Genomic DNA, 13,691 nt, shown 5'->3' with positions numbered 1-13,691 from the left:
CCCCCCCCCCCCCCCCCCCCCCCGCCACGGGCTGATCCTCTCGGTGCTGGTGGTGGGGGCCGAGGGTGCCGATCCGGCGGCGATCCGGCGCGTGATCGGCGAGGTGCTCCGGATCGTGGCCGCCGCCCCGGCGATGGGCCGGCCGCTGCCCGAGGAGGGCCCGCCCCTGCGCTGGCCATCGGAAGGTATCGCGCTCGAAGTTGCGGCCTCCCGCAGCGCGGGGCAGCCGCGCCTCGCGCGTCGCCTCGCCGTTCTAGCCAGAACGCTGGCCGCCTCCCTGGTCTTCCGTTTCGGCCTGCGGGTCGGCGGCTTCGACCCCGCGCGCTACCGGCATGAACTCGTCGCCAACGCCGACTTCCAGAAATACGACGACGGGCTGCGCATGACCCTCGACTGCGACGAGGCCACCGCCGCGGCGATCGAGGCGCGGCTCGCGGCCGCCGAAGCGGCCGGGATCGTGCACTTCGGCCTGCACCGCCAATCCGCCGCGCTGACGACCTGCATCACGATAGTGCCGAGCGAGAGCGACCACGTCCACTTCATCGACGGGGACGGCGGCGGCTACGCCCGGGCGGCCCAGATCCTCAAGGCCAAGATCAAGGACGAGATCAAGGACGAGATCAAGGACGAGACCCGCTCCGGGACGGCGGCCTGACGGCGGGACGGGCATGCAGAGCGCCCTTCAGCCCGACCTCCCCTTCCTGACCGGGCTCGACGCGGCCACCGCGGCGGCGGTGCGGGCGCGCCTCGAACCGATCGCGGTGGCGGGCGGGCAGGTGCTCTTCCGGCAGGACGATCCCGCCGACGCGCTCTACGCCCTGGTGTCCGGAACGATCGGCATCGCGATGCGCGATGCGGTGAGCGGCGAAGAGCGTCCCGTCGCCCGCGTGCGCCCGCCCGAGACGGTGGGCGAGATGGCGCTGCTCTCGGGCGAGCCGCGCTCGGCCACCGCCACGGTCCTGCGCGACGCCTTCCTGCTGCGCCTCTCCAAGGCGGCCTTCGACGATCTCGTCGCCCGCCACCCGGCGACGATGCTGTACTTCGCGCGGCTCCTCGCGGGGCGGCTGCGCACGGTCTCGGCCCACACGCCGCTGGCCGTCGCGCCCCTGACCTTCGCGGTCATCGGGGTCACCGGGGACGTGGATCCGGCGGCCTTCGCGGCCCGGCTCGCCGCCGCCCTGCCCGGGCGCGCGGGCTGCCTCGCCGCGTGGCCCGACGAGGCGGACGAGACGTGGTTCCACGCCTTCGAGACCGCCCACGACCACGTCGTCTACGCGGCCGAGGCGCCGGGTCCCGGCTGGCCGAGCCTGTGCCTGCGCCGGGCCGACCACGTGCTGCTGCTGGCCGCCCCCGGCCGGCCGGCGCGGGGGGCGCTCGACGGCCGCATCACCATGCCGGTGCCGGGCTGGACGCGCCAGGACCTCGTGGTGCTGCAGCCGCGCGACGCCGCCCGGCCGGCGCCCCTCGACCCGACCCTGGCCGGGCTGCCGGTGGCGATGCGCCTCCAGGCCCGGGCGGGCAGCACCGCCGACCTCGCCCGGGTGGCGCGCCTCGCGGGCGGGCGGGCGCGCGCGCTGGTGCTCGGCGGGGGCGGCGCGCGGGGCTTCGCGCATCTCGGCGTGATGCGGGCCCTCGACGAGGCCGGCCTCGCGGTGGATTTCGTGGGCGGGACCAGCATGGGGGCCGTCACCGGCGCCAGCTTGGCGATGGGCTGGAGCCTGCCCGAGATCCAGGCCCACACCTTCGCGGCCTTCGTGGAGAGTTCGCCCCTCAACGACTACACGCTGCCCCTCGCGGCGCTCACCCGCGGCGCCAAGGTGGACCGGCGCCTCGCCCAGCATTTCGGCGAGGCGCGGATCGAGGATCTCTGGCTTCCCTATTTCTGCGTCTCCTCGAACCTGACCACCGGGGCCGCGATGGTGCACGAGCGCGGCCCCCTCGCCCCGGCCCTGCGGGCCAGCATCGCCATTCCCGGCCTGCTGCCGCCGGTGCTCGCCGAGGAGGGCGTGCTGGTCGACGGCGGGATCATGAACAACCTGCCGGCCGACCTGATGGCCGCGCGCGGACGCGGCGCGGTGCTCGCCGTCGACGTCGCGAGCGACCTCGCCCTCGACACGATGCCCCGGCGCAGCCTCCGCTCGCGGCTGCTGCGCCGGGTGCTCGGCGTGCCCTGCGCCATGCCGGGCATCGCCCAGATCCTGCTGCGCTCCGCCACCCTGTCGAGCGACGCCTCCGCGGCGATGGCCCGCGACCGCGCCACGGCGGTGCTGTGCCCGCCGCTCGCCGGCATCGACCTGCGGGCGTGGCGCAGCTACGCGGCCGTGGCGGAGATCGGCTACCGCCACGCCCGGGCGCGCATCGAGGCGGGTGCCCTCGACGCCTGGGCGGCGGGCGTCGCGGTGGCGGAACGGGACCGGTCCGCCACGGCCCCGGTCATCGGCTGATCCGCCGTCCGGCAGGCGCGCCCGCCCATCGTCGTCCGCCCCGCCCGGCACCCGAGCGGACCGGTTTCGGCATGAAGATGCCGTGTGGCCAAGTCCGTACGGCCAAGTCCGTACGGCCAAGTCGGAATGGCCAAGTCGGAATGGCCAAGTCCACGCTGCCGAGCGATCGAACGGCTCGGGGACAGGATCGTGGAGGATCGGCGGAGCGTCGCGCCTCCGGACGGACCCGGCGGCGAATCACCTCCGGCGCCTGCGGCGAACGAAGCCGCCGCGGATCCTTCGGCAGACGGTCACGCTTGAGCATTTTGCGTCGGAAGACCGCCGGAAGAGCAAAAATAGATCATCCTGAGGCGATAAGCTCCCGAACTGACCTTTTTTGCTTCAACGGCGATGGAGAAATAGCCACATGGCCTAAGTCGGATTGGCAAATGCAGCAATCGAATATTATGATATTCCTATTACACGATGTTGATAACGCCACGGCATCTAATTCCATGTCATCAAGACGCCATCACGCCCGCTCCAAACTGATCAAACCCGTCGTCATCTCGTCCGACGACTCGATCGACGACATCAAAGGCACGCTGGTGGATGTGTCCGCGCAGGGCGCACGCATCATCGTTCCGCTCGGCTTCCGGTTTCCCGAGACCGTCTATCTCAAGCTCAAGGCCGGCGGCCTGCGCTGGGCCTCGACGGTGGTCTGGCAGCGGCCGGGCGTGATCGGGGTGGAGTTCCAGTGACCCGTCCCCCGGCGGGCGCGGCCCGGGCGGGATCCCGGACGCCATGCCGATCCGGGCCGGCGGAGGCACCGCCCCGGGGCGGTGCCTCCGCAGGCTTGCGAACTGAAATCATTTGGAACTGAGACACTAGCGCGCAGCGGACGCGTTTGCATGCCGGCCGGCCCGACGCCAGAGTGCCGCCTCGTTCCAGGGGCCGGCTGCAGGCTCCGTCGGAGATGCCCCGCATGCCCCGCAGACCCGCCCGCTCGGCGCTCCTCCTCGCCGCGCTGTCCCTCGCGACGGCCGCCCGCGCGGAGCCTGCGCCCCCGGCCCGGGCGGTCCTCGACACCTACGTCACCCTGGCCCAGGCCATGACCGAAGACGCGGTCGCCGGCGCGCGCGATCTCGACCGGGCGGTGGCGGCGCTCCTCGCCGCGCCCTCCCCCGAGACCCTGAAGGCCGCGCGCGAGGCCTGGATCCGCGCCCGCGTCCCGTACATGCAGACCGAGGGCTACCGCTTCGGCAACAAGGCGGTCGACGCCCTGGAGGGCAAGGTCAATGCGTGGCCCCTCGACGAGGGGCTGATCGACTACGTCGACACCGCGAAGTACGGCGAGGCCTCGGACGAGAACCCGCTGTTTCGCGCCAACGTGATCGCCAATCCGCGCCTGCGCATCGGGCGCCGGCAGGTCGACGCCACCACCATCGACGCGGACCTGCTCGAGACGCTGCACGAGGCGCAAGGGATCGAGGCGAACGTCGCCACGGGCTATCACGCGGTGGAGTTCCTGCTCTGGGGGCAGGACCTCAACGGCACCGGGCCGGGGGCCGGCAACCGCCCGGCCAGCGACTACGCCACGGGCGCGGCCTGCACGAACGGCCACTGCGACCGCCGCCGCGCCTACCTGACGGCCGCGAGCGCGCTGCTGGTGCGCGACCTCCAGGCGATGGCCGACCTCTGGGGTCCGAAGGGACAGGCGCGCGAGGACCTCGCCCGCAAGGGAGAGACGGCGGGGCTCGCCACCATCCTCACCGGCCTCGGCTCCCTGTCCTACGGGGAGCTCGCGGGCGAGCGGATGAAGCTCGGCCTCACCCTGCACGATCCCGAGGAGGAGCAGGACTGCTTCTCCGACAACACCCACAACGCCCACTGGTACGATCAGGTCGGCATCACCGCCATCGCCACCGGCCGCTACGTGCGCACCGATGGGCGGGTGGTCGAGGGGCCGTCCCTGATGGCCTACGCCGCCGCCAAGGCCCCCGAGGAGGCGCGCCGGCTCGACGCCGCGCTCAAGACCGCCTCGGAGCGGATCCGGGCGATCAAGGACCGGGCCGATTCCGGGATCGAGGCCTACGACCAGATGATCGGCGAGGGCAACGCCGAGGGGAACCGGATCGTCCAGGCGGCGATCGACGCCCTCGTGGCCCAGACCCGTGGGATCGAGGCCGTGGTGGGCAAGCTCGGGCTCTCGGTCTCGGTGGAGGGCTCCGACAGCCTCGACAATCCGGGCGCCGTGGGCCCGGGCGCTTCGGGGAAGAAGCGCTGACCTCGCCCCTCACCCGCCGCGGGCTTTTCGCCGCCGGGATCGGGGCGGCGGGCGCGGCCCTGCTCCGGCCCGGCCGCGCGGCCGAGGACCCGCTGGCGCTCCCTCCCGGCCCCGCGGACGGCCCGCCCCGCACGCACGCCCTCACTCTCACGGCCCGCGAGCGGCCGGCGGCGATCCTCGGCCCAGGCCAGCCGGAGAGCCGGGTCTGGTCCTTCACCGAGGCCGGGCAGCCCCTGTTCCCGGTCCTGCGCGCGCGGGCCGGCGATCGGCTGCGCGCCACCCTCGACAACCGCCTGCCCGTCCATACCTCGGTCCACTGGCACGGGGTGCGGGTGCCGAACGGCATGGACGGCGTGCCCTACCTGACGCAGCCGCCGGTGCGGCCGGGCGAGACCTTCGCGTACGACATCGCCCTGCCCGATCCGGGCACCTACTTCCTGCACCCGCATTGCGACGAATCGGGGCAGGCGGGGCGCGGCCTGATGGCGGTGCTGGTGGTGGAGGGCGACGCGCCCGCGGCCTACGCCGCTGCCGACCTCGTGGTGGCGATCAAGGACTGGCGGCTCGCCGCCGACGGCAGCTTCCTGCCCTTCGAGACCCGCGAGGGCGCGGGCCGGGCCGGGACCTTCGGCACCGTGCGGGGCGTGAACGGCACGGCCGGGCCGATGCGGGCCGCGGTGCCGCCGGGCGGCAATGTGCGCCTGCGCCTGCTCAACCTCGACGGCACCCGGATCGTGCAGGTCGGCGTCGAGGGCGGCGAGGCGGCCCTGATCGCCACGGACGGCCAGCCCCTCACCCCCCTCCCCCTCGACGGGTCGGGCGGCGGATCGCTCGATTCATCGCTGGATTCCTGGCGCCTCGGCCCGGCCATGCGCGCCGACCTGCTGGTGCGCGCCCCGGTCCGGCCCGGGGAGATCCTGCGGGTGATCGATTACGGCTCGGCCGAGCCCTGGACGATCGCCGAACTGACCGCCGCGGGCCCGCCCGCCGCCCGCGGGGCCTTCGCGCCCGCTCCCCTCTACGCCTCGCGCGTGCCGCGGGTCGCCGATCCGGCCGCGGCCGAGCGCCGGACCTTCCGGTTCGGCGCCTCCTCGGGGACCTCGCTCGCGGACGCGATCCCGCCGGACGATCCCCTGGCCAAGGTGCTGCTCGACAGCCTCTGCGTGCGCGACACCAGCCTGTGGGCGATCAACGCCAAGTCCTGGCCCCACGGCCCGGGCGCGGTGCTGCCCCCGCCCCTCGACGGCCTGGTCGCGGGCCGGCCCTACCTGTTCGAGTGGATCAACCTCACGCCCCACCCGCACCCGATCCACCTGCACGGCCACACCTTCGAGGTGATCTCCGCCTCGCGCCAGACCCTGCCGCGCCACCTCGCCGACACCGTGATCCTCAACCCGCGCGAGCGGGTCGAGGTGGCCTTCGTGGCGGCGCCGGGCGACTGGATGCTCCACTGCCACATCCTCGAACACCTCGAATACGGGATGATGGGCTATCTCAGGGTCGCCGCGTGAGGCGCCTCGCCCCGGCTGCGGCGCTGAGCAGGCTTCGCAGAAGCGGCCGCCGGTCTTGCGATCAAAACCTGCGGCAAGACGAGAATCCAAGCGGACGAAGCGTTGGCCTGCCGACGCAAGTCTGCTTGGGCGCGGTCGCGCTGGCGGGGCTGACCGTTGCCGTGGCGCAGGCGAGCGATCTCGACGCCGTGATCGGGCGGGCGCTGTTTCGGCGGGCCTGGATTCCCGGCACCGCCTCGGCCACGGCCAATGACGGGCTCGGCCCGCTCTACAACGCCCGCGCCTGCAGCGCCTGCCATCAGGGGCTCGACGGGCGGCCGGTGGCGGTCGCCCCGGACGGGCGGGTGACGGGCGAAAACATGGTCCTGCGCCTGTCGGATGCGGCGGGCGCGCCCGATCCGGCCTATGGCCGCCAGATCCAGACCGCGGGGGTGCCGGGTGTCGACCCCGAGGGGGCTGTGCGGCGGGACGCGGGCGGTCGCTACCACCTCACCGAACCCGCCTACGGTCCCCTCGCCCCGGGCGTGCGGGTGGGCGCCCGCGCCGCCCCGCCCCTGCGCGGCCTGGGGCGCCTCGCCGCCGTGCCGGAGGCCGCCATCCTGGCGCGCGCCGCCGCGCAGGCGGGCGAGGGGCTGCGGGGACGCGCCCACCGGCCGGAGGGACCGGCGGGTCCGGTCGGCCGCTTCGGCGCCAAAGCCACGGCGGCCACCCTGGAGGCGCAGGTCGAGACCGCCTTCGCCCTCGATCTCGGCCTCTCGACCGCGGGCCGCCCCGCCCCGGGGGGCGATTGCACGCGGGCCGAAGCCGCCTGCCTCGCCGCGGCGCGCGGGGACGGGCGTCCGGAGATCGACGCGGCGATCGTGCGCCACCTCGCGCTCTACCTCGCGTCGCTCGGGCCCCCGCCCGCGCCGGAGCCGGACCCGGCGGGCGAGCGCCTCTTCGCCGAGACGGGCTGCGCCGCCTGCCACCGGCCGGCCCTGCCCTCCCCCGAGGGGCCGGTGCGCGCCTTCACCGACCTCCTGCTGCACGATCTCGGCCCCGGCCTCGACGGCGGGGCGACGGAGCCCGGCATCACCTCGACCGAGTGGCGCACCGCCCCCCTCTGGGGCCTGTCGCGGCGCCTCGCGCTGGGCGCCGGGCTGCTCCACGACGCCCGCGCGGGCAGCGTGGCGGAGGCCGTGCGCCTGCACGGCGGCGAGGCCGCGACGAGCCGCCGCCTCGCCGAGGCGCTGCCGGAGACGGAGCGGGCGCGGCTCCTCGCCTATGTCGGGTCGCTGTAGATGGCGGCCGCTCCGCGCACCCGCGGCGTACCGCGCCCGTCCCGGGCGCGGCGGAGAGGGGCTGGACGCCTACGCGGCCTCATCCGATCGGGACATCTCACGCACCGCGATATCGTCACGCGCGGGATCCCCTCTCCCGTGCGGGAGAGGGGTAGGGGATCGAAGATCCCGCGTGAGGGTCCCGGGAGGGTGCAGCAAGCGGACGCGACGCTGCCGCTACCAGCACCGACGCGGTCGGCAGATCCTAACCCGTTCCGCTCCCCTCACCACCTTCAGCACTTCACTGCTGCACCCTCCCGGGACCCTCATCCCTGCCCTTCTCCCGCACGGGAGAAGGGTTCCCCGCGCTCGATCCAGATCGGGTGTGCATGACGTTGACCCATGGACCACAGCATGACCCGCAGATCCAAGAGCGCCCGCACGTCTGTTGAGCCGGTCGTGTCCGGCCGGCCGACGCGCCGCAGCCTCCTCGGGCTCGCCGCGGCGCTCCTTCTCCTGCCCCCCGCCGCCCGCGCCGCAGCGCCCGACCACCGCGCCGCGGCGTCGCGGCTGGCGCGGGACTTCGCGATTCCCCGCTACCGGGCGCTCGCGGAGGCCAGCGCGGCGCAGGAGGCCGCGTGGCGGGCCTTCGCGGCCGCGCCGCAGGCGGATGCGGCGGGGCTCGACGCCGCCTTCCAGGCCGCCGCGGATGCGTGGGCGGGCATCGAGGCGGTGCGCTTCGGCCCCGTGGACGAAGAATCCCGCTACGAGCGCATGGCCCACTGGCCGGAGCGCCGCGGGGCGATCGGCAAGGCGCTGGGCGACCTCCTGGCCGGCGCCGACCCGCTCACCCCCGAGCGGCTGCGGCGCGCGAGTGCGGCCGCGCAGGGGCTCTCGGCCGTTGAGCGCCTGCTCTACGGCGAGGATGCCGAGAGCACGGCGGCGCTGCGGCGCGAGCTGGCGGGGCCGGAGGGCGCCCGGCGCCGGGCGCTCGGCACGGCGATCGCGCAGGGCCTCGCGCGCAGCGCCGCCGAGACGCTGGCGGGCTGGACCGGCCCGGGCGGCACGGCGNGGCGGGGCCGGAGGGGGCCCGGCGCCGGGCGCTCGGCACGGCGATCGCGCAGGGCCTCGCGCGCAGCGCCGCCGAGACGCTGGCGGGCTGGACCGGCCCGGGCGGCACGGCGGCCCGGCTGGACGAGAGCCCGGAGGCGGCCCGCGAGGCGGTGACGCGGCTCGCCACCGATTACCTCGCCTTCCTGGAGGCGATCGCCGAGGCGAAGATCGGCGCGGTGCTCGGCCGCAGCGCGGACGAGGCAAGGCCCCTCGCGGCGGAAGGCTGGCGGGCGGGCCGGTCGCTGCGGGCGATCCGGGTCAACCTCGACGCCGCCGACGCCTTCACCCGCACGGCGCTGGCGCAGGATCCCGAGGCGCTGGCCTCGGTGCTGGCCGGGCTCGACACGCCGCGCGCCGTCGCGGGCCGGCTCGCGGCCGGCCCCGACTCGCTCGGCGATCTCGCGGGGGACCCGCGGCAGCGGGTGCGGGTCCTGCTCCTGCGCGACGCGGTCCGCTCCGCCCGCGCCGTATCCGAGCCGGTCCTGTCCGAGGTGCTCGGCGTCACGGTCGGTTTCAACAGCCGCGACGGGGATTGAGCATGCTCGACCGACGCTCCTTCCTGGCGGCCCTCGGGGCTGCGCTCGCGGGACCCGGCCGGGCCGCGGCGGGCGGTCCGGTCTACCTCTCCGCCTGCCTCGATCCGGGCGGCCGGGAGGGCGATGCTGTGGCGGCCTTCGACGGCGACGGGCGCCTCCTTTACGCGACGCGGCTGCCCGCCCGCGGCCACGGGGCCGCCGCGCGGCCCGGCAGCGGCGAGGTGGTGGTATTTGCCCGCCGTCCCGGCAACTGGGCGGCGGTGGTGGAGCGCGCGACCGGCACGGTGCGGCGCCTGATCACCACGCCGCCCGACCGCCACTTCTTCGGCCACGGCACCTTCTCGCCCGACGGCCGGCTGCTCTACGCCACCGAGAACCGGGCGGGCGCCGACGATCCGGGCGCGGGCGAGGGCGTGCTCGGCATCTACGACGCCGCCGCGGCCTACGCCCGCGTGGACGAGCGCCCGACCCACGGCCCCGGCCCCCACGACCTCGCCCTCCTGCCGGGCGGGCCGCTCCTGATCGCCAACGGCGGCACCCGCACCCAGCCCGGCACCGGCCGCGAGATCCTAAACCCCGACGCGATGGCGCCGAGCCTCGTCCTGCTCGATCCGGCGAGCGGCCGGGCGCTGCTCAAGGCCGATCTCGGTCCCGGCCTGCGGGGCCTGAGCATCCGCCACCTCGCGGTGGCGGGCGACGGCGAGGCGGTCTTCGCCTGCCAGTGGGAGGGCGCCCCGGAGGACGGCCCCCTCCTCGTCGGCGTGCTGCCGCGGGGCGGCCCGCCGCGCCTGCTGCCGATGCCCGAGGACGATCTCGCGGCGCTCGACAACTACGTCGGCTCGGTGGCGCTCTGCGGCGCCGAGCGGGTCATCGCCGCGACCTCGCCGCGGGGCAACACGGTGGCGTTCTTCGAGCGGGGCAGCGGGCGCTACCTCGGCCGACGCCGCATGCCGGACGTCTGCGGGGTCGCGCCGACCGCCGGCGCGACCGAAGGCCTGTTCGTGGTCACCTCCGGGCATGCCGGGGTCGGGATCCTAGGCGCGGCCGACGCGCAAGGCCTGTGCCGCCTCGGCGGCAGCGACCTCGCGGCCCGGGTCTGGGACAACCACGTGCGGGTGCTGGGCTGATCCCTCACGGCCGCTCCGCGCGCCGCCGCGCGGGCGTCTGGCCGGTGTGGCGGCGGAACGCCGCCGCGAACTGGCTCGGATTGGCGTAGCCCACCAGGACGGCGACATCCGTGACCGTGAGCACGCCCTCGTCGAGGAGCTGCGCGGCGCGCTCCATGCGCCGCGCGGTCACGAACGCGTAGGGCGGCACGCCCGTCGCGGCCCGGAAGCTGCGGCTGAAATGCGACGGGCTCAGGCCCACCAGGGCGCCGAGTTCCGTCACGCCGAGATCCGCGTCGAGCCGCGCCTCCACGGCGTCGCGCACCAGCCGCACCTGGCGCGGCGTCAGCGCGCCGGCCTGCGGCGGCGGGGCCGCGGCGAGGTGGCAGAGCCGGTGCATCACCACGCCGACGGCATGGTCGAAGAACGCCGCCGACAGGCCGTGCTCGCCCGCGCTCCGCAGCATCTCGGCGAGTAGGGGCGGCAGCAGCGGATCGGTGTGGAAGCGCGAGGCGAGCGCCGCCAGCGGGAGCGGCTCCGGCGGATCGCGCTGGGCGGCGAGGCGCGCGAGGCGCCGGGCCGAGAGCCCGAGGCTGAGGAGCCGCATCGCCGGCCAGAAACCGTCGCCGCCCGCGATCGGCGCCGCGAGGCCGATCATGCCTGGGCGGAAGGCGCCGTCGAGCCGCTGGGCCGAGCTGAAGCGCCGCAGCCGCCCGCCGCCGCCCCGGCAGAGATGCAGCCACGTGTAGGAGGAGGGCAGGTAATCGCCCTCGCGGGCCGGATAGGCCGTCGCCAGCAGCAGAACGTCGCCGGTGCGATCCGCCACGGCGCCCTCGCTCCGCGCGCCCACGGCGGCGATGCGTCCCATCACCTCCGGCATCAGGGCAGGGATTGCGGGGTGCTGATCGTGCGGTTCGTGCATCGGCGCTGACTGACTGTTCGCCGCGACGCCGCCTGCTTCCCGAAGGAAGCCAGCAGTAACGCGCCCGACATCCGCACGTTGTCGCGGCTCCCCGGCATCGGCGCAAGCACATCTTGATGCATTTTTGCCAAACTTCTTTGTAATATTTCCAAACTAGCCCAACGAGCAAGTGTTCGCCCGGGCGTCGGCGTGCTTCTGCTGCATCAGGCGCGATCCATGCACCCCACGAATCTGACGTCATCGCAGGATCGGGGTGAGCGCGGCAGGATCGGGGTGGCGCGCGCGGCCGGATCCGGTGTCTGCGGAACCGAGGCCGCGGCACGACTGCCCGGCAGGGACGGGGATGACGCGGATGTCACGTGCGCGCAGGGCGATCCGCCGGACGGCCCGGACCGGGCTCATCCTGTGCGGCTGTGCGGCGGCGTCCGAGGCGCGGGCGCAGGCCGCCTCACCCGGCGAGATCGCGCTCGACGCCATCCACGTCGAGGGGAGCGGCCGGGCCTCCGGCGTGGCACCCGGCGGGCTGACGCGCACGCGCACCAATCTCGGCATCCTGGGCAACCGCCGGGTCATCGAGACGCCCTTCTCGATCACGGGCTACACCGAAAAACTGATCCGCGACCAGGAAGCGCAGACGCTCTCCGACACGCTCAAGAACGATCCCTCGGTCACCAACCCGCGCACCCGCGGCACCTTCTTCGACATCCCCTACATCCGCGGCTTCCCGATCGGGAACAGCAACCTCCTGCTCAACGGCCTGCCCTCGCTGCTCGGCAACGGGCAGAACATCCCGGTGGAGCCGTTCGAGCGCTTCGACGTGCTCAAGGGGCCGGCGGCGTTCTTCTACGGCACTTCGGGCTTCGCGGGCGTCGGCGGCGCCGTCGACCTCGTGATGAAGCGCGCGCCGCTCGAAGCCGTGAACGCGGCGGTGATCGGCTATGCGGGGACCAGCCTCGTGCGCGGCAGCATCGACGTCGCGCGCCGCTGGGGCGACGAGGGCGAGTTCGGCCTGCGGATCAACACCGCGGTCGAGCGCGGGGAGAGCAACGTCGACGACCTGCGGATCGAGCGGGCGCTCGGCTCGCTGGCCTTCGACTGGCGCGCCAACGAACGGCTGCGGGTCTACCTCGATGCCATCGTCTCCCAGTACGACATCCGCGGCTACCAGAACTCGCTGGCGATCTCGCCGATCGGGCAGCTGCCGTTCATCCCGAAGGCGCCCAAGCTCTCGAACAGCGTCACGCAGCCCTGGGCCTTCTATCCGACGACGCTCGCGGTCGGGATCGCACGGGTGGAGTACGACCTCGCCGAGGACTGGACCCTGAGCGGGGCCTACGGCGTGGGCTACGCCTACCGCCCGACCCTGCCCTCGCCGGGCGCGCCGACGCTGCTCAACACGGCCGGCGACATCCGGATCGCCGCCAGCTACGGGGATTACACCGCCTTCGACCCGAACCAGAGCGCCACGGTCTCGCTTCGCGGCAAGGCCCGCACCGGGCCGCTCAAGCACGACCTCGTGCTCGGCGGCGACTTCCAGAGTTCGACCACCATCAGCGTGCCGGTGACCTTTCTCCCGGCGGTGATCTCGAACATCTACCTGCCGCGGATCTACGCCCGGCCGACGCTGCCGCCGAACGGCCAGCGCAACCGGCTGTTCGACAGCGTCTCCTACGGGGTCGGCTTCACCGACATCATCTCGACCGAGGACGACCGCTTCTTCGTGCTCGGCGGCGGGCGCTACTCGCACGTCGAATACTCGAACTTCAACGTCGCGAACGGGGCGGTCGTCAACACCTTCGCGGGCGGGCGCTTCAATCCGATCGTGGCCGCGGGATTCCGGCCCACCCCCGACAGCCTGGTCTACGCCAACTACGCCGAGGCGTTCGAGCGCGGCGGGATCGCCCCCGTCGGCACCGTCAACGCCAACACCGCCCTTCCGCCCCTGACCTCCAACTCGGTCGAGGTCGGCGCCAAGGCCGAGTTCGAGGGGATCATCGCCACGCTCGCCCTCTTCCAGATCAACAAGGGCCTGGAATACACGAACCCGAACACCAACCGCTACGTGCAGGACGGGCGCCAGATCCACCAGGGCCTGGAGGTCCTCCTCTCGGGGGAGATCACGCCGTCGCTGCGGATCATCGGCGGCATCCAGGCGCTCAACCCGTTCGTGCGAAACACCGCCAACCCGGCGAACGACGGCAACGACCCGATCGGCGTGCCGCGGCTCCAGACCAGCCTGTTCGTCGAGTACGACCTGCCCTTCGTGGACGGCCTCAGCGTCAACGGCGGCGTCTACCACTACTCGCGCCAGTTCGTGGACATCGAGAACGCCCGCACGATCCCGGACTGGACCCGGCTGGATCTGGGCGCGCGCTACGCCTTCGCGCTGCCGAACGGCACGCGGGCCACCGCCCGCCTCGTCGTCGAGAACGTGTTCGACACGAACTACTGGTCGTCTGTCGCGCTGGGCTCGCTCTCGCTCGGGACGCCCCGGACCTTCAAGGCGTCGATGACCCTGGTCTGGTGAGGAGGCG

The 13,691-nt window shown here is 74.2% G+C and carries 11 protein-coding genes; 10 read left to right on the top strand and 1 reads right to left on the bottom strand.

Annotated features, from left to right (window positions below):
• From ACKUB9_RS01420 to ACKUB9_RS01380, 9 genes are all read left to right on the top strand, one after another.
• Positions 1 to 655, top strand: a 655-nt coding sequence (locus tag ACKUB9_RS01420) for a DUF3095 family protein (RefSeq protein ID WP_410825739.1), incomplete at its 5' end; no start/stop codon positions are given.
• 13 nt (positions 656 to 668) lie between these two features.
• A complete protein-coding gene (locus ACKUB9_RS01415; RefSeq protein ID WP_407518786.1) occupies positions 669 to 2,444 on the top strand; it encodes a patatin-like phospholipase family protein in 1,776 nt (591 codons plus the stop codon).
• Positions 2,445 to 2,872: 428 nt separating this feature from the next.
• On the top strand, positions 2,873 to 3,184 hold the full coding sequence (locus tag ACKUB9_RS01410) for a PilZ domain-containing protein (RefSeq protein ID WP_407518785.1): 312 nt from the start codon (positions 2,873 to 2,875) through the stop codon (positions 3,182 to 3,184).
• A gap of 224 nt (positions 3,185 to 3,408) precedes the next feature.
• Positions 3,409 to 4,710, top strand: coding sequence for an imelysin family protein (locus ACKUB9_RS01405; protein ID WP_407518784.1), 1,302 nt, complete (start codon positions 3,409 to 3,411; stop codon positions 4,708 to 4,710).
• Positions 4,707 to 6,221 carry a multicopper oxidase family protein gene (locus ACKUB9_RS01400; protein WP_407519096.1) on the top strand — a complete coding sequence of 505 codons (1,515 nt, stop codon included), beginning with the start codon at positions 4,707 to 4,709 and terminating at the stop codon, positions 6,219 to 6,221. The genes ACKUB9_RS01405 and ACKUB9_RS01400 overlap by 4 nt, the downstream gene beginning before the upstream one ends.
• Before the next feature lie 125 nt (positions 6,222 to 6,346).
• Positions 6,347 to 7,501 carry a di-heme oxidoredictase family protein gene (locus ACKUB9_RS01395; protein WP_407518782.1) on the top strand — a complete coding sequence of 385 codons (1,155 nt, stop codon included), beginning with the start codon at positions 6,347 to 6,349 and terminating at the stop codon, positions 7,499 to 7,501.
• Positions 7,502 to 7,882: 381 nt separating this feature from the next.
• The gene (locus tag ACKUB9_RS01390) at positions 7,883 to 8,707 is read left to right on the top strand and encodes an imelysin family protein (RefSeq protein ID WP_432760187.1); all 825 of its coding nucleotides are present in this window, start codon (positions 7,883 to 7,885) and stop codon (positions 8,705 to 8,707) included.
• On the top strand, positions 8,704 to 9,129 hold the full coding sequence (locus ACKUB9_RS01385; RefSeq protein WP_410825735.1) for an imelysin family protein: 426 nt from the start codon (positions 8,704 to 8,706) through the stop codon (positions 9,127 to 9,129). The genes ACKUB9_RS01390 and ACKUB9_RS01385 overlap by 4 nt, the downstream gene beginning before the upstream one ends.
• Positions 9,130 to 9,131: 2 nt before the next feature.
• Entirely contained in the window at positions 9,132 to 10,256 is a 1,125-nt protein-coding gene (locus ACKUB9_RS01380) for a DUF1513 domain-containing protein (protein WP_407518778.1), read from the top strand.
• Between the two features lie 4 nt (positions 10,257 to 10,260).
• On the opposite strand, the gene ACKUB9_RS01375 is transcribed toward ACKUB9_RS01380, so the two are convergent.
• Positions 10,261 to 11,103: a helix-turn-helix transcriptional regulator gene (locus tag ACKUB9_RS01375; RefSeq protein WP_407518777.1), complete on the bottom strand. Its 843-nt coding sequence runs from the start codon at positions 11,101 to 11,103 to the stop codon at positions 10,261 to 10,263.
• A gap of 406 nt (positions 11,104 to 11,509) precedes the next feature.
• On the opposite strand from ACKUB9_RS01375, the gene ACKUB9_RS01370 reads away from it, so the two are divergent.
• Complete coding sequence (locus tag ACKUB9_RS01370; RefSeq protein WP_407518775.1) at positions 11,510 to 13,684, top strand: TonB-dependent receptor; 2,175 nt, start codon at positions 11,510 to 11,512, stop codon at positions 13,682 to 13,684.
• The last annotated feature ends 7 nt before the right edge of the window (positions 13,685 to 13,691 follow it).

Origin of the sequence: Methylobacterium oryzisoli, from assembly GCF_046557895.1 — a bacterium.
GTDB lineage: Bacteria > Pseudomonadota > Alphaproteobacteria > Rhizobiales > Beijerinckiaceae > Methylobacterium > Methylobacterium oryzisoli.
The sequence above is the reverse complement of the archived record's forward strand: the minus strand, read 5'-3'. Positions and strand labels throughout refer to the sequence as shown.